A 15881-nucleotide genomic window follows, 5' to 3' on the forward strand; every position below is an offset into this window, starting at 1 on the left:
GGCGGCCGCGGCGGGCGTCTCGCCGATGACCGTCTCCCGCGTTCTCAACGGCGGACCGAACGTGCGACCCGAGAAGATCCAGGCGGTTCTCGAGGCTGCGGCCGCCCTCGGATACCGCCGGAACGAGAATGCGCGCAGCATCCGTCCGGGTCAGCGAACGGGCCTGCTCGGCGTGATCATCACCAACGTCGCGAACCCGTACTACGCCCAGGTGCAGCTCGGCGTCGAGGAGATCGTGTCCTCCGACGGCATGCGCCTGCTCGTGGGGAACAGCGGTGAGGACATCGAGCGCGAGCGCGCCCTCGTCAACGACTTCATCGGCCGCAAGGTCGACGGGCTGATCGTGGTTCCGGCCGGCGGCGACGTCACGCACCTTCAGGCGGCACGGGTCGCGGGCATCCCGCTCGCCCTGGCCTCCCGGCAGGTCGACGGGGTCGACGCCGACGTCGTCCTGGTCGACGACGAGGGCGGAGCCCGGGACGGCACGGCGCACCTGCTCGCCGAGGGACCACCGGCGCATCGCCTTCCTCGGCAACCGGTCGTCGGTGTTCACGAGCCGTCGACGCCAGCAGGGGTTCGAGCGCGCACACCGCGAGGCCGGCGTGGAGTTCGATCCCGTGCTGCTGCGCGCCGGTCAGAACGACGACGCCGCGGCGCACGACGTCACCCTCGAGCTGCTCGCCCTCCCCGACCCGCCCACCGCGATCTTCAGCGCGAACAACCGCAACACGGTCGGCGCGCTGCGCGCATTGGCGCAGCACCGCGAGTTGACCGACACCATGCGCATCGTCGCGTTCGACGACTTCGAGCTCTCCAGCCTCATGCCGTTCGCGCTGTCGGTCATCGAGCACGACCCGCGCGAGCTCGGCCGCACCGCGGCGCGGATGGTGATGGCGCGACTCGACTCCGCCCGCACCGCTGTCAGCGACGACGACGAGCCGCAGACGGTCGAACTGCCGACGCGCTTCCGACCCTGATCCGATCGACGGATGCGATCTGCGATGTCGTTGTGTACATTGATAACGATATCAGCGATGCGACCGAGCTCAGAGGTCGCGTGCGGATCGACAATGAAAGGCTGCATGCGATGCCCCTCCCCTCCGGTCGCGACGGCGAACGAACGATCTCGGCCTACGACCGCAGCCCCGCGATCGAGCTCCCCCCGGGCGAGGAGATCCGCCGGGGCGACGCACTGGCGAAGGCGCTGACGGATGCCGCGGCCGCACACGGTCCGCGCGCGGTGATCGCCGTCGACACGTATCCCGGCGCCGAAGTTCCGGCGTTGATCGCCCAGCTGCAGAGCGCGCTCCCCGACTTCACGGTGATCGACGTGGAGCGCGCCGCACACCCGGCCGCACACCTGGACGAGGCCTTCCGCGCCACCCTCACCGACGACCGGGTGTTCGGCGTGATGTCGCACGCGACCATCGACGCGTTCTACGACCCGGCGGCGGTCGCTGCGCTCCGTGGCGAGGTCCAGGAGCGGGCGGGCCGCACGCTCCTGGTCGGATGGGGAGCCACGCGAATCGCGGATGCCGACGTCGTCGTGCTCGGCGAGATGGCGCGGTGGGAGATCCAGCTCCGCTATCGGCGGGGGATGCCGAACTGGCATGCCGGCAACGACGACGAAGACCCGCTCCGCAAGATCAAGCGGGGCTACTTCCTCGAGTGGCGGGCCGCCGATCGACACAAGCGCCCGCTGTTCGACACCGCCGACTTCGTGCTCGATCTCAACGACGCCTCCGCGCCTGCGCTGATCTCCGGCGACGGGTTCCGGGGTGCTCTCGCCGCCGCGCCCTCGCGGCCGTTCCGCGTCGTGCCGTACTTCGACCCTGGGGTCTGGGGCGGCCAGTGGATGAAGCAGGTCTGCGGCCTCGACGACGCCTCGCCGAACTACGCCTGGTCGTTCGACGGGGTGCCCGAGGAGAACAGCCTGCTGCTCTCGGACGGCGCCTCCGTCTTCCAGATCCCGTCGATCGACCTGGTGTTCGCGCATCCGCGCGAGCTCCTCGGCGAGCGCACGTTCGCGCGGTTCGGCGCTGAGTTCCCGATCCGCTTCGATCTGCTCGACACGATGGAGGGCGGCAACCTCTCGCTGCAGGTGCATCCGCTCACCGACTACATCCGTGACCGCTTCGGAATGGCGTACACACAGGACGAGAGTTACTACCTGCTGGATGCCGGCGACGACGCGGTCGTGTACCTCGGGCTGAAGACCGGGGTCGACCGCGAGCGCCTGACGAACGATCTGTCCCGCGCCCAGGCGGGCGAGATCTCGTTCCCCGCCGACGAGTACGTGAACACGTTCCCTGCGAAGAAGCACGACCACTTCGCGATTCCCGCGGGCACCGTGCACTGCTCCGGGCGCAACTCGATGGTGCTCGAGATCTCGGCGACCCCGTATCTGTTCACGTTCAAGATGTGGGATTGGGACCGCGTGGGGCTCGACGGCACGCCCCGGCCGATCCATCTCGACCACGCGCTGGCCAACATCCAGTGGGACCGCGACACCGAGTGGACGACCGAGAACCTGGTCGATCAGGTCGAGGCGCTCGGCGCCGGGGATGGGTGGCGCGAGGAGCGCACCGGCCTCCACGAGCTGGAGTTCATCGAGGTGCGCAGGCACTGGTTCACCGACCGCGTTCCCCATCAGACGAACGGCACGGTGAACGTGCTCAACCTCGTGGAGGGTGCGGAAGCGGTGGTGGAATCGCCGACCGGATCGTTCGCGCCGTTCGTCGTGCACTACGCCGAGACCTTCATCGTTCCGGCCGCCGTCGGCGCCTACACGATCCGCCCCCACGGCCCCGCCGTCGGCACGGAATGCGCGACCGTGAAGGCGTCCGTCCGAGGCACCGCGGTCTGACGGGATCACCCCCGAGGGGTTGACGTCGGGGTTGTTTCTGGGTCACCCTGGAATTGTTGGTAACGATATCAACCACGAAGACAGGATGAACGATGACGTTGACCTCACCCCTTCACAGACGCTCGAAACTCGGCGGCACGATCGCACTCGCGACCGTCACGGTGCTGCTGGCGAGCGCGGCGACGCCCGCGCAGGCAGCATCCCCCTCCCCGGCGGAGACATGGTCCGAGAGGGCCGTCGTCAGCTACGACGCCCTGCAGGATCACCTCTACCTCGGCGCCGCCGGACACCAGCTGTACAAGCTCAACACCGGCGACGAGGTGAACCCCTACTCGTACCTCTGGGAGTACCGCGAGGCCAGTCAGGCCACCGCCGACCTGCAGGGTGTGCGCGGCATCGGCGGCGCCTACGCCAACGTCACCCGACAGCGCATCGCCAACTTCGAGCTGTACTACAACGTGCGCGAGGGCGGTCGGGCCGGCTACGAGTCCTACCTGCCCGCGCCGCTCGGCACCGGCGGCGACGTGTTCTACGACGACAACTCGATCATCGGACTGACCGACGTGCGGCAGTTCCGCAAGACGGGTGACCCGGCCTACCTCGAGAAGGCCGAGCACGCCTTCGACATCGTGGTCCGGGGATGGAACACCGATGCCACCCTCGAGTGCCCGGGCGGAATGGACTGGGTCGATCGCCCCGACAACGCGGACCGCGGCGCCAACATCACCGGACTCGCCGCACAGCTCGCCGCGCACCTCTACGAGCAGACCGGCCAGGCGGACTACCTGACGTGGAGCAAGAAGCTCTACAACTGGAACAACAAGTGCCTCAAGACATCGACCGGGCTCTACGCCAACAGCATCAACGACGCCGGCGAGGTCAACCCGACGCTCTGGACCTACAACTCCGGAGCGATGATCGCGACGGCGACCATCCTCTACCGCGCCACGGATGATGCGAAGTACCTCCAGCAGGCGAAGGCCGCAGCGCGAGCCTCCCTGAAGTACTGGACCGCGGAGAACAGGTTGCAGCAGCAGCCGGCCATCTTCAACGCGTTCTACTTCCGCGATCTGCTCCTGCTGGACTCCGTCAGCCACGATCCCTCGTACCGCGCGGCCGTGGAGCAGTACGCCCAGCTGATCTGGGACACGAACCGCGATCCCGAGACCGGGCTGTTCCACTTCCAGCCGTCCGGCGGCGGCGACTACAACCCGTCGCGGCCCGCCGCGACACTCGACCAGTCCGGCGTCATCCAGATCTTCGCGATCCTGGCCTGGGACCGGCGCGACCTCGGCAACATCAGCTAGCCGGGGTGCTGAGCGTCACGATCTGCGGAGGTGTTCACGATGCGCGGAGCTTTCTCCTGGATTGCTCCGCGGATCGTGACACTCTCCGCAGATCGTGACGCGCTTCGTCTCGCTCCGCTCGCTCAGCAACCGGGGTGACCGGTCCTGCCGCTCAGCAAACGGGCTGGCTCTCAGCTGTCGCCGGACTCCGCCCGCCGGCTCCCGGCCTCGAGCACGTCGCCGGCCGGCAGCTCCTGGTGGCCGCCGAACTGCAGCCGCATGGCCGAGAGCACCTGGTTGGCGAAGTGGTCCTCGCCGCGAGACGCGAAGCGCTCGAAGAGGGATGCTGCGAGCACCGGCACCGGCACACCCACGTCGACCGCGGCCTTGACCGTCCAGCGGCCCTCGCCCGAGTCCGACACGCGTCCGGCCAGGCCGTCGAGCGTCGGGTTCTCGGTCAGCGCCGCGGCCGTGAGGTCGAGCAGCCACGACGAGACGACCGAGCCGCGGCGCCACAGCTCCGACACCTTGGCCGTGTCGATCGGGAACTGGTAGAACTCCGGCTCTTCGAGCGGGGCGATCTCGGCGGAGTGCTGCGCCTCGCGAATACCGGCATCCGCGTTGTCGAGCAGGTTGAGGCCCTCGGCGAGCGCGGCCATGATCCCGTACTCGATGCCGTTGTGCACCATCTTCACGAAGTGTCCGGCGCCCGAGGGGCCGCAGTGCAGGTACCCCTGCTCCTCCGGCGCGAAGTCGCCGGTGCGTCCGGGGGTGCGCTCGATCTCGCCGGGGCCCGGCGCGACGGTGCGGAAGATCGGCTCGAGGCGCTGCACCGCAGCATCCGGTCCGCCGACCATCAGGCAGTAACCACGGTCGAGGCCGAAGACGCCGCCGCTGGTGCCGACGTCGATGTAGTCGAGGCCCTGCTCGCGGAAGGCTGCCGCCCGGCGCACGTCGTCGCGGTAGTTGGAGTTGCCGCCGTCGATGAGTGTGTCGCCGGGCTCGAGCACGGCTGCGACGTCGTCGGCGACCTTCCCCGTGAGCGACGCGGGCACCATCATCCACACGGCGCGCGGCGCCTGCAGCTTCGCGGCCAGGTCGGCCATGCTGTCGGCACCCACCGCGCCCTCCGCGACCAGCGCCTGCACGGCATCCGGATTCACGTCGTAGACCACGCATTCGTGACCATCGCGCATCAGCCTGCGAACGATGTTCGCACCCATCCGTCCGAGTCCGACCATCGCCAGTTGCATTGCTCTCCTCCGGATGCTTCCGTGACCGACCGATGGCCGGCGGCGCGGGGAATGCGCACCTGGAGGCGATGCTACGCCTCCAGGCCGTCGAAGAACTCGCGAAGCTCCCCCGGCAACGCCTCCGGCTGCTGAAACGCGGGAGATGTCACGGCAGGGCGGGGCTGCCCTCGTAGTCGGCGCGCGGCGCAGCGCCCGTCGTCTCGTACTCCAGCAGAAGCAGACCTGCCGGGGTGGAATCGTGAGATACCAGGCGAAGCCCGGCATCCGTCATCGGCTGGGGGAACAGCCGCCGTCCGTCGCCGATGATCACAGGCGCCACCGCCAGGCGGACGACGTCGACCACTCCCGCGGAGAGCAGCGATGCCGCCAGCCGGGAGCTCCCGTGGATCTGCAGTTCACCGCCTGGTCGGCTGCGAAGGGACCTGACCGCCTCAGCCGGGTCGCCGGTGAGCACGGTGGTCGGATTCCAGGATCCTTGCGTGAGTGTGCTGGTCACCACGTACTTCGGGAGGGCATTCATGCGAGCGGTGAACGGGTCGGGCTCCGGGATGTTCGGCCAGTCTCGTGCGAACGCCTCGTAGGTGCGACGCCCGAGCAGGAGGCCGTCGGCGAGATCGAGCCAATCGGATGCCGCCTGCACGAAGGCCTCGTCAAGATAGGGCACGAACCATCCGCCGCGCTCGAAGTCGTCGGTGCGGTCTTCCTCGGCGGAGCCCGGACCCTGACTGACGCCGTCGAGTGTGACGAACTGCGTGACGGAGACTCTCAAGTCCCCGCATCCTTCTCGACGAGCTCTGCCAGCGCGGCGGTCACCGACCCCCAGCCGTCGAAGAAGCCGAGCTCGTGGTGGTGCTCGCGGGTGGCGGCGTCGCCGTGCCGCACGACGATCCGGTAGTCGGTGCCGTCGGGATGATCGCCGAGGATGATCTCCGCCGTCAACGCCACCGGCTCTGGTGTGGCCGGTCGCCAGGTGCTGGTCACGGCGTTGGTGAAGACCAGCCGCCGTCCCTCCTCGACGACCAGGAAGACCGCGTCGATGTGCGGCACGAACTCTTCGCCGTCTTCGCTCATGCGGGTGACGAACGCGCCACCGGGGCGCACGTCGAGCTGGTCGACCCGGCTGACCATCGGCGCCGGAATCCACCACTTCTCGAGGCGTGTGGGGTCGGTCCAGGCCCGCCAGACGTCGGCGGGCGCGGCATGAATCACCCGCTCGAGTGTGAGGTCGAGGGTGGGGTCGATGGCGGCGCTGTTCATGACTTCTCCTGCGGGTCGGTGAGGAACTGTTCGAGGCGGTCGGTACGGCCTTCCCACAACCGGCGCTGCTCGGCGAGCCAGCCATCCAGGAGGTCGAGCCGCTCGCGGTTGAGGGTGCAGGTGCGCACGCGTCCGGACTTGGCGGTGCGGATCAGCCCGCTGGACTCCAGCGTGCGAACGTGCTTCATGAACGACGGCAGCGTGATCGGGAACGGACGCGCGAGCTCGCCGACGCTCACCGGTCCGCGCCCGAGACGGCGGATGACCTCACGTCTGGTCGGATCCGAGAGCGCGATGAAGACCTCGTCCAGCGGCTGAGAATGGTTAGCCATGCGGAACAGTGTCGCACACACTGTGCCTAGAGGCAAAGTATCCGGTTCAGCGCCCGCTCATCAGCCGGACGGCGGCCCGCACCAGCGCGGCGTTGTCGGATGCCGGTCGCCCGTCGGGCAGCGTCAGGGCGTCCTCGAGTCCGACCCGCGCATCGCACCCCAGCTCGACGGCGAGTTCGAAGGCAGGCCATGCCGAGGCTTCTTCGCCGTGGAGCAGGATCGGGATGCTCGGCTCTTCCGCGGCGACGTGCGCGATCAGCCCCTCGGCGTGGGCGCGCACCACCTCGGCAGCCTCATCGGGCAGCTCGATGAGCACGCGCAGGCAGCTGCTGCGCTCCGGTGATCGTCGCCAGGCCTCGAGACCCGATGCATCCCAGATGCCGGCTTCGACGCCGACGCCCTTCGTGCGCAGGAGCGCGGCGACCTCGTCGGCCCCGGCCTCATGCCAGTTGACGGATGCGTAGTCGGGAAGCTCGGTCCATGCCGAGATCGCGGCGAGACGGCGCTCGACGTCGGGCTCGGTCCAGGCTCCGGTCGTGACACCGACGGGCACATCCGGGCAGGCGGTGCGCATCGCCCGCATCCAGCGAGCGACATCATCGGCCGCCACGCTGTCATGACCACGATCGTCCTTCGGGTGCACATGGATCTCGTGCGCTCCCGCTCCGACGGCGCGCGCTGCGTCATCGGCGACGACCGTGGGGTCGATACTCAACCACGGATGCTGCGCCACATCGCGGGCTCCGTTGACGCATGCCTGCAGGAGCATGCCCCTCTTCGAGGCTTGGTCGGGTAGCCCTGCTGGCGCGCCCATCAACCGATCAGATCACGCGGGTGACGCTCGAACGCGTGGGCATCCGCCGATGGTCCTTCTTCCGCGCGGACAGTGTGCGCAACCTGACGTGCGGTTGCCGCCCCGCGCCCGACCTTGACGGCTTCCGCCTCGGTCATGAAGCTGCTGCCGAGAGTGATCGACTCGCCCTCGATGCGGTTGAACCAGATCCCGTCGCGCTGGAAAGTCTCGATGTCGCCTGCGGCCATGCCGGTGTCCCTTCTCTCGCGTTCCTTTCTACGCGAGGTCGCAGACACCTGAGAGCCCCTTGACAGAGCAATCCCGTGCCGCCGAGATGCCCCTGCGTCAGCGACCGCGGCGAGTGCGCAGCAGGGCCGCGCCCATGGACTCGAGCGCATCGGCCAGGATCGGTCGCGGGGTGGCGAAGACGACGCGCACGAAGCCCTCGTACCCCTTTCCGAGGAGTTTGCCGTCGGTGAGCACGACCCCTGCCTGGTCACGGAAGAAGGCGGCCGGCGGGCCATCGATCTCGAGCGCGCTGGTGTCGATCCAACCGATGTACGTCGCCTCGGGCACCCGGAATACGGCGCCGGGCAGCTGCGCCTCGACAAGCTCCGCGAGGGTGCGGCGCGAGCCGTCGAGATAGTCGCTGACGCCGGTGAGCCAGGGGCGGCCATGCCGGTACGCGGCCGTCGACGCGACGACCCCGAGCGTGGCGGCCCCGTGCTGCACGGCGAAGCCGAACCTCTTGTAGAGCTCCTGATCGGCGTCGTTCGAGGTGATCAGCTGCGCCGTCTTGAGCCCCGGGATGTTCCACGCCTTCGACGCACTCGTGCCGGTGATGGTGTGCGCCGCGGTCGCCTCCGACACCGACGCGTAGGGCACGAACGGCCGGCCGTCGTAGCGCAGCGGCGCGTGGATCTCGTCAGCGAACACCCGTCCGCCGTGCCGTTCCACGATCTCGGCGATCGCCTCGAGTTCCGCGCGCTCGATGATCGTGCCGGTCGGGTTGTGCGGATTGCAGAGCACGAGAGTTCGTGCACCGGCGGCGAAGGCCTCGTCGATGCGCTGCAGGTCGTGCTGCCACCGGCCGTCGACCTCGACGCCGGGCACCTCGACGACCGGATGACCGATCGCCGGGAGATATGTCAGGAACGGCATGTATGCCGGGGTCGGCACGATCACCGCCGATCCCGCGGGCGCGTACTCCTGCACTGCCACGCCGAGCACCGCCATCACATCGGAGACCGGATGCACGCGCTCGGGGTCGATCGTCCAGTCGTACTCGTCGGCCATCCACGCAGCCGTCGCCTCTCCGAGCTCGCTCGCGACGAACGGCGACAGGTAGCCGAGGTTCTCCTCGTCGATCGCCCGGTGCATGGCCTCGGCGACCTCGGGCGCGATTCCGAAGTCCATCTCGGCGACCCAGGCGCCGATCCGCCCGGGATGGAGACTCCACTTGCGGCTCTGCGGGCGGTCGAGGTGCACGCGCGAGCGGGAGTCGAACGGATGCGGCGAGAGCGGCGGACAGTCCTCGGTCATCTGCCCCAACCTACGGATCATTCCGCCCGCGCGCACACCCCGTTTCGATCCGTGACGCCGTTCTCACTGACCGCTCCGGTGGCACTTCCTGCGGGTTGACGAGCTCCGAACCCGCACGAAGTGCCACGGGAGCGGAATGTCAAGGGCGGTGACCGGCGTCTGGGGGACGCGATAGCGTCGCCGGATGCTTGACCCGAATGCACTGATCCGGCGCGCCCCCGCGGGGGCTCAGCGATGACGCTCGAAGTCGTGTCGCCGACCGAGGCCCTGCTCGACGGTCGCTACCTGCTGCAGGGCCCCGTCGGGAAGGGTGGCATGGCGACCGTCTACCGCGCCGAGGACACGCACCTCGGCCGCACCGTCGCGATCAAGATGATCCACGAGGGCGAGAACGCGTTCGGTTCGACCGACCGCGCGCACACCGAGAAGACGCTCCTGGCCTCGCTGAGCCACCCCTCCCTCGTGACGCTCTTCGACGCGCAGCTCGAGCCGAAGCGACCGCAGTATCTCGTGATGGAGCTCGTCGACGGCCCGACCCTCGCGGAGCGCATGGCGACCGGCCCGATCCCCGCGGGCCAGCTCGCCGGCATCGCGCGGGACCTGGCCGAAGGACTCGCCGCGGTCCACTCCGCGGGCATCGTGCACCGCGACGTGAAGCCCTCGAACGTGCTCCTGGCGCCTCGGAGTTCTCGAAGCGGCAGCGCCTGGACCGCAAAGCTCGCCGACTTCGGCATCGCGTACACGCTCGGCGACTCGCGACTGACCTCGCCCGGCATGGTGCTCGGCACGTTGACCTACATGGCCCCCGAGCAGCTCACCGACGCCGATCCCGGCACCCCGGTCGACGTCTTCGCCCTCGGACTCGTGCTCATCGAGGCCCTCACCGGCGAACCCGCCTACCCCGTCCTCGGAACCGGTCGGGCGGCGGCGATCGCGCGAGTGGGAACACCGCCTTCCATCCCCGACTCCGTCGATGCGGACTGGCGGAGCCTGCTCGAGCGGATGACGCGCCTCGAGCCCGCCGAGCGACCGACTGCCCACGAGGTCGCCCGAACAGCCCGCTACCTCGCCCGCGACACGGGCCGGCACGATGCGCCGCTCCTCGCGGCCGGAGCAGGGGCGGATGCTGCAGGCGCTGATCCTGCGGGCACGGGCACGGATGCTGCGGCGGCGGGTGCTGCGGCGGCGGGTGCTGCGGCCGCGCATGCCGGCGCGGATGCTGCGGCCGAACCGGTCTCCCCGGCGCAGCCTTCACGCCGGGACACCATGGTGCAGCCGACCGCGCCGACGACGGGTGCCACCGCCATCATGGCTGTCGGCCCCCCGGCATCCGCTTCCTCAACCCGACGTCATCGCGTGCTGATCGGTGCCGCGGCGCTCGTGGTCGCCGGCATCGTCGCCGTCGGAGCATCCGCTCTCATCCCGCCCGCAGAGGCCGCGGCCCGAACGGCGGAGACCGTCGCGGTGCGGACCACGCCCATCGAGCCGTCGACCGAGCCGGCGGACACGACTCCGGTGACCGACGAGCAACCGGCCGTCGAGCCCGCCACGAATCAGGGCAACCAGGGCAAGTCCGACAAGGCGAAGCCCGACAAGGCGAAGCCCGACAAACCCAAACCCGACAAGCCGAAGTCCGACAAGAAGCCCAAGTAGCCCCCGTCTCCCGCCGCTCCCGTGGCAGTTCCTGCGGGTTCAACGGCTGTGAACCCACATCAACTGCCACGGGAGTGAAGGGTCACCCCACGGGAGCGAAGAGCTACGCCGTGCGGATGAGCTTCTTGTTCACGAACTCGTCGGCACCGAGGAATCCAAGCTCGCGCCCGATCCCGCTGCGCTTGACCCCGCCGAACGGCAGTTCCGGGCTGTCGGCGAGCACCAGGTTGACGTAGACCATGCCGGCTTCGATGAGGTCGGCCACCCGCTCGGCCTGCTCCGCATCGGTCGTGAACAGGTACGAGCCGAGGCCGAATCCGGTGCCGTTGGCGATGCGCACGGCATCCGCCTCATCCGCCGCCCGATAGACCGCTGCCACCGGGCCGAAGAACTCCTCGCCCCACGCCGCCATGTCCTCGGTGACGTCGGTCAGCACCGTCGGCTCGAAGAACGCGCCGTTCCGGCCGCCGCCGAGCGCGACCGTCGCGCCCTCGGAGACCGCGCGCGCGACCTGCTTCTCGAGCCCTTCCGCGGCCCCCTCGGAGGAGAGCGGGCCGAGCACGGCGTCGTCCGCGAGGGGCTCGACCGCTGAGTGCGCGCCCATCCGCTCCACGAACTTCGACAGGAACTCCTCATACAGGTCGTCGGCGATGATGAAGCGCTTCGCGCCGTTGCAGGACTGCCCGCTGTTGTCGAGCCGCGCGTCGACGGCCGACTGCACGGCGCCGTCCAGGTCGTCGGTCGAGAGCAGGATGAACGGATCGGACCCGCCGAGCTCCAGCACGACCTTCTTGAGGTGCCGCCCGGCGATCTCCGCGACGCTGGCACCGGCCGCCTCCGAGCCGGTGAGCGAGACCCCCTGCACCCGCGGGTCGGCGATGATGTCGGCCGCCTGCGCGTTCGAGATGTAGAGGTTCGTGTACGCGCCCTCCGGGAAGCCGGCGTCGCGGAAGACGCGCTCGATCGCCGCCGAGGACTCCGGGCACTGCCGTGCGTGCTTCAGCAGGATCGGGTTGCCGATGAGCAGGTTCGGCGCCGCGAAACGGGCGACCTGGTAGTAGGGGAAATTCCACGGCATGATCCCGAGGAGCGGCCCGAGCGCGGAGCGGCGGATCACCGCGGTGCCGTCGCCCTGGATCTCGAGGGGCTGATCCTTGAGGATCTGCTCGGCGTTGTCGGCGTAGTACTCGATGATGTCGGCGGCGAAGTCGACCTCGCCGAGCGCTCCCTCGAGCACCTTGCCCATCTCGCTGACGATCAGCTGCGCCAGTTCTTCCCGCCGCTCGCGGTGCAGGCGCGCGACCTCGCGCAGCAGTGCGGCACGCTCCGCGACCGTGCTCGAGCGCGACCAGCCGCGGAAGGCGGCATCCGCCGCATCCACCGCCTCGCCCACCTGCGCGTCGGAGATCTCGTCGTAGGTGCGGAGCTCGGTCCCGGTGGCGGGATCGGTCACGGAGTAGACGGCCATGTCGTGATGCCTGCTTTCGTCGTTCGTTCGGTGAGGTCGGTTCGGTGAAGTCGGTCGGTGCAGAGGGTTCGGTCAGCGGAGGCCGGGGATCAGGAGCTGACGCAGCGCGTCGCCGGATGCCAGCAGCTCGAGGCTGGCCTCCGCCTCCTCCAGCGGTCGGTGCGAGCTGATCAGCTCGTCGACGAGCAGGCGACCGGCCATGTACTCGTCGACCAGCCACGGGATGTCGCGCGACGGCTTGATGCCGCCGTAGTTCGATCCGATGATGCGCTGGTCGAGGTCGACGAGAGTCTGCGGCTCGAACGACACCGTCGATCCTGCGGGCGGGATGCCGACGACCACGGCGCTGCCGCCGATCGCGAGGCTGCGGATGCACTGGTCCGTGACCGCGCCCTTGCCGATCGCGTCGAACGCGAAGTCGACGCCGTCGGTGCTCCGCCGGCGGATCTGCTCCACGACGTCGAGCCCGGCCTCCACCATGATCGTGTCGGTCGCGCCGACGTGCCGCGCGAGCGCCAGCTTGTCGGGTCGCACATCGACCGCGATGATCTGCGCCGCTCCTGCCAGACGCGCGCCCTGGATGATCGAGAGGCCCACGCCGCCGCATCCGATCACGGCGACCGTCGAACCTGCTGGAACCTGCGCCGAATTGACGACCGCTCCCACACCGGTCGCGATCGCGCAGCCGATGATCGAGATCGCCTCGAGGGGTGCGTCGTCGCGCACCTTGATGGCGCCGGATGCCGGAACCACGGCGCGTTCCGCGAACGCCGAGGTGCCGAGGTAGTGGTGCACGGTCTCGCCGCCGACGCTCAACCGCGAGGTGCCGTCGTTCAGGGTGCCGCCCAGGGCCACGATCCCCGCCGCGACCTCGCACCGCACCTCTCGACCGAGCAGGCAGTTGCGACACTGGCCGCAGGGCGCGACCCAGGAGAGCACCACGTGGTCGCCGACGGCGAGGTCGGTGACGCCCTCGCCGACCGCCGAGATCGTGCCGCTGCCCTCGTGTCCGAGCACGAGCGGGAGCGGGAGCTCCCAGTCGCCCTTCCGGACGTGCAGGTCGGAGTGGCAGACGCCGGCTGCCGCGATCGTGACCTCGACCTCGTTCGGTCCCGGGGGCTGCAGCTGCACATCCTCGACCCTGATCGGGGTGCTGCTGTCTCTCAGAACGACTGCTCTCATGCGGGTATTACCTCACTGTGCTTTCTCGGAAGACGCGGTGGTCGCGGTGGTCGCGATGGACGGATCGGCTGCCTCGGCGAGTTCGATCTCGCGGGTGGCGAGGGCGAACTTCGGGCCCGCCTGGTCGGTGGCGATGCGCGTGCGCAGCCGGGCGAGCCACCAGATGCCTGCGAGCGCCATGGCGACGACGAACACGACCGCGTTGGGCTGGAAGGCGGGGAGGAAGAGCAGCGCCGACATGACGGCCCCGAACACCACCACTCCCACGATGTAGATCGGCACTCGGAGGCGTCCGAGGTCGAACGCGCCGCCCGAGTCGTTCGGGATGCGGCCGCGCCGATGCGCCACCAGCAGGCCGATGGTGGTGAGCATGTAGACGCGCCGAAGTAGCCCAGCGCCGACATCCCGATGATGTACGAGAACGTCTGCTCGTTCGCGAACGCCGAGCACAGCAGCAGGAACGAGACGGCACCCGTCGCCCAGACCGCGGCGGTCGGAACCTTGTGCTTCTTCGACACTCCGCGGAGCGCCTTCGACCCGGGGAGCATGTTGTCGCGGGCGAGCGCGTAGACGACCCGGGAGGCGACGAGCATGTTCGCGAGCACGCAGACCAGGATGTTCGTCAGCGCCAAGGCGACGACGAGCTTCGAGAACCACGGGGAGATCTGCTGGGCGAACAGGTCGGCGATCGGTGAGGCGCTGCCGGCCAGGGTGTCGGGGTCCTTGATCACCAGCAGGAACGTGATGTACATGAAGAACTCGATGACGGATGCCACGCCCAGGGCGAGGAACATCGTGCGCGGGATCGTGCGGCGGGCGTTCTTCGTCTCCTCCGCGATGTCGGCGGCGGCTTCCACGCCGAGCAGGCCGAAGATGCATCCGAGGCTCGACGTGAGCCACACGACGACGTACGGCGAGGGCCCTTCGTCGGTGCCGCCGGTCGAGAAGAGGAAGTCGATGCTCTGGTGCTCGTTCGTCACGAAGAACGCGACGATGAGGATGAACGCCGTCGCGCCGAGAGTGACGACAAGCTCGAGGCCCACGCCGATGTTGTTCAGCAGTGTCGCGAGTCTCACGCCGTAGACGTTGATGAGCACGCACAGCAGCACGATGGCGATCGAGATGAGGATCTGGATCGGGGTCGTCATCTCGATGCCGAAGAGACTGCCCACGTATCCGGCCATCACGAACGCGACGCCGGTGAATCCGCTGATGAAGCCGATCGTCCCGGCGAACCCGGTGAACCATCCGAGGCTCGGGTTCACGAGGCGGCTCGTCCACTGATAGGCGTACCCGGAGAGCGGGATCTTGCTCACCAGGTCGGCCGCGATGAGCGCCCAGACGAAGAAGACGGCCACGGCGAGCGGGAAGGTCCAGACGAATGCCGGGCCCGCCGTGCTCAGCCCGAAGCCGAAGCCCGAGAAGACGGCGGTCGTGGCGCTGATGACCGCGAAGCCCAGGAAGAACGACGAGACACCCCCGACCGAGCGGCTGAGCTTCTGGGTGTAGCCGAGCTCGCCGAGACGGCGATCCTCTTCGGAACTATCCATGTGTGTGTACCCCTGTCGGCGACGATGCCCCCCCGGACAGCCCGAGCCTAGGGAGGCGGCACACAGAGGACAACTGTGGTATCCCCGTTGTCTTCTATCGCCTTACCCTATGGCTCGGGCTGTCGCCTGCTGCTCCCGTGGCAGTTGATGCGGGTTCAGCGGCGTTGAACCCGCAGGAACTTCCACGGGAGAGAGAGGTCAGGCCGCGACGTCGAGCACCCAGGTCACGCCGAAGCGGTCGGTGAGCATGCCGAAGCCGGCCGACCAGGCCGAGGCCGCGAGGGATTCGATCACCTCGGCCCCCTCGGCGAGCGCCGTCCAGTAGCCGGCGAGCTCGTCGAGCGACCCGGCCTGCAGCGACTGGAAGAACGACCGATCCGTGATGGTCGTCCCGTTCTCCCGGCGGGTGGAGCCGGCGGTGGCGGCGGCATCCGACTCGTCCTGGCCGGGGATGTCGTAGGCCATCAGGCGGATGCCGGTGGCGCTCACGATCTGCCCGAAAACGACCTTGTCGGCACCGGGAACGCCGGCGGGCATACCGAAGTCGCCGTAGGTGGCGACCGTCACGTCGCCGCCAAAGACGGATGCGTAGAACTCGAGCGCTTGCCGGGCCGTGCCGCGGAAGTTGAGGTGCGTGCTCGTGGTGATGGTCATGGGATCCTCCTGGATACGGACGGCGGGGATGCCGTCGGATTCCAC

15 protein-coding genes and 1 pseudogene are annotated in these 15881 nt (G+C 69.0%); 5 read left to right on the top strand and 11 right to left on the bottom strand.

Annotated features, from left to right (window positions below; genetic code table 11):
- Positions 1-25: 25 nt before the first annotated feature.
- From QFZ21_RS21080 to QFZ21_RS11515, 4 genes and pseudogenes are all read left to right on the top strand, one after another.
- Positions 26-445, top strand: a pseudogene (locus tag QFZ21_RS21080) (LacI family DNA-binding transcriptional regulator); the annotation flags it as partial.
- Between the two features lie 100 nt (positions 446-545).
- Positions 546-977 (top strand): substrate-binding domain-containing protein, encoded by a 432-nt coding sequence (locus QFZ21_RS11505; RefSeq protein WP_307377964.1) that lies wholly within the window; start codon positions 546-548, stop codon positions 975-977.
- A gap of 110 nt (positions 978-1087) precedes the next feature.
- Positions 1088-2866, top strand: a complete 1779-nt coding sequence (locus QFZ21_RS11510; RefSeq protein WP_307377966.1) for a class I mannose-6-phosphate isomerase — start codon at positions 1088-1090, stop codon at positions 2864-2866.
- Between the two features lie 92 nt (positions 2867-2958).
- The gene (locus QFZ21_RS11515) at positions 2959-4173 is read left to right on the top strand and encodes a glycoside hydrolase family 76 protein (protein WP_307377967.1); all 1215 of its coding nucleotides are present in this window, start codon (positions 2959-2961) and stop codon (positions 4171-4173) included.
- Between the two features lie 170 nt (positions 4174-4343).
- On the opposite strand, the gene gnd is transcribed toward QFZ21_RS11515, so the two are convergent.
- From gnd to QFZ21_RS11550, 7 genes are all read right to left on the bottom strand, one after another.
- Positions 4344-5405: a phosphogluconate dehydrogenase (NAD(+)-dependent, decarboxylating) gene (gene gnd, locus QFZ21_RS11520; protein ID WP_307377969.1), complete on the bottom strand. Its 1062-nt coding sequence runs from the start codon at positions 5403-5405 to the stop codon at positions 4344-4346.
- A gap of 145 nt (positions 5406-5550) precedes the next feature.
- A complete protein-coding gene (locus QFZ21_RS11525; protein ID WP_307377971.1) occupies positions 5551-6174 on the bottom strand; it encodes a dihydrofolate reductase family protein in 624 nt (207 codons plus the stop codon).
- Positions 6171-6662 (bottom strand): SRPBCC domain-containing protein, encoded by a 492-nt coding sequence (locus tag QFZ21_RS11530; RefSeq protein WP_307377972.1) that lies wholly within the window; start codon positions 6660-6662, stop codon positions 6171-6173. Before QFZ21_RS11530 ends, QFZ21_RS11525 begins: the two co-directional genes overlap by 4 nt.
- The gene (locus QFZ21_RS11535) at positions 6659-6994 is read right to left on the bottom strand and encodes a helix-turn-helix transcriptional regulator (protein WP_307377974.1); all 336 of its coding nucleotides are present in this window, start codon (positions 6992-6994) and stop codon (positions 6659-6661) included. The genes QFZ21_RS11530 and QFZ21_RS11535 overlap by 4 nt, the downstream gene beginning before the upstream one ends.
- A gap of 46 nt (positions 6995-7040) precedes the next feature.
- Complete coding sequence (locus QFZ21_RS11540; protein WP_307377977.1) at positions 7041-7763, bottom strand: 3-keto-5-aminohexanoate cleavage protein; 723 nt, start codon at positions 7761-7763, stop codon at positions 7041-7043.
- A 44-nt stretch (positions 7764-7807) separates the two neighbouring features.
- Positions 7808-8035, bottom strand: coding sequence for a hypothetical protein (locus QFZ21_RS11545; RefSeq protein ID WP_307377982.1), 228 nt, complete (start codon positions 8033-8035; stop codon positions 7808-7810).
- Between the two features lie 97 nt (positions 8036-8132).
- Positions 8133-9329 (bottom strand): MalY/PatB family protein, encoded by a 1197-nt coding sequence (locus tag QFZ21_RS11550; RefSeq protein WP_307377984.1) that lies wholly within the window; start codon positions 9327-9329, stop codon positions 8133-8135.
- Between the two features lie 234 nt (positions 9330-9563).
- Here QFZ21_RS11550 and QFZ21_RS11555 point away from each other — a divergent pair, with 234 nt between their 5' ends.
- Positions 9564-10982, top strand: coding sequence for a serine/threonine-protein kinase (locus QFZ21_RS11555; protein WP_307377986.1), 1419 nt, complete (start codon positions 9564-9566; stop codon positions 10980-10982).
- A 103-nt stretch (positions 10983-11085) separates the two neighbouring features.
- Here the strand turns inward: QFZ21_RS11555 and QFZ21_RS11560 are convergent, their stop codons facing one another.
- The 4 genes from QFZ21_RS11560 to QFZ21_RS11575 all read right to left on the bottom strand — a co-directional run bounded on the left by QFZ21_RS11560 (position 11086) and on the right by QFZ21_RS11575 (position 15836).
- On the bottom strand, positions 11086-12450 hold the full coding sequence (locus tag QFZ21_RS11560; protein WP_307377988.1) for an NAD-dependent succinate-semialdehyde dehydrogenase: 1365 nt from the start codon (positions 12448-12450) through the stop codon (positions 11086-11088).
- Between the two features lie 72 nt (positions 12451-12522).
- Positions 12523-13632, bottom strand: coding sequence for a Zn-dependent alcohol dehydrogenase (locus tag QFZ21_RS11565; protein ID WP_307377990.1), 1110 nt, complete (start codon positions 13630-13632; stop codon positions 12523-12525).
- Complete coding sequence (locus tag QFZ21_RS11570) at positions 13629-15182, bottom strand: APC family permease (RefSeq protein WP_307377992.1); 1554 nt, start codon at positions 15180-15182, stop codon at positions 13629-13631. The genes QFZ21_RS11565 and QFZ21_RS11570 overlap by 4 nt, the downstream gene beginning before the upstream one ends.
- Before the next feature lie 198 nt (positions 15183-15380).
- Positions 15381-15836 (bottom strand): VOC family protein, encoded by a 456-nt coding sequence (locus tag QFZ21_RS11575; protein ID WP_307377994.1) that lies wholly within the window; start codon positions 15834-15836, stop codon positions 15381-15383.
- Between the last annotated feature and the right edge of the window lie 45 nt (positions 15837-15881).

It is taken from the genome of Microbacterium sp. W4I20, assembly GCF_030816505.1.
Lineage (GTDB): Bacteria > Actinomycetota > Actinomycetes > Actinomycetales > Microbacteriaceae > Microbacterium.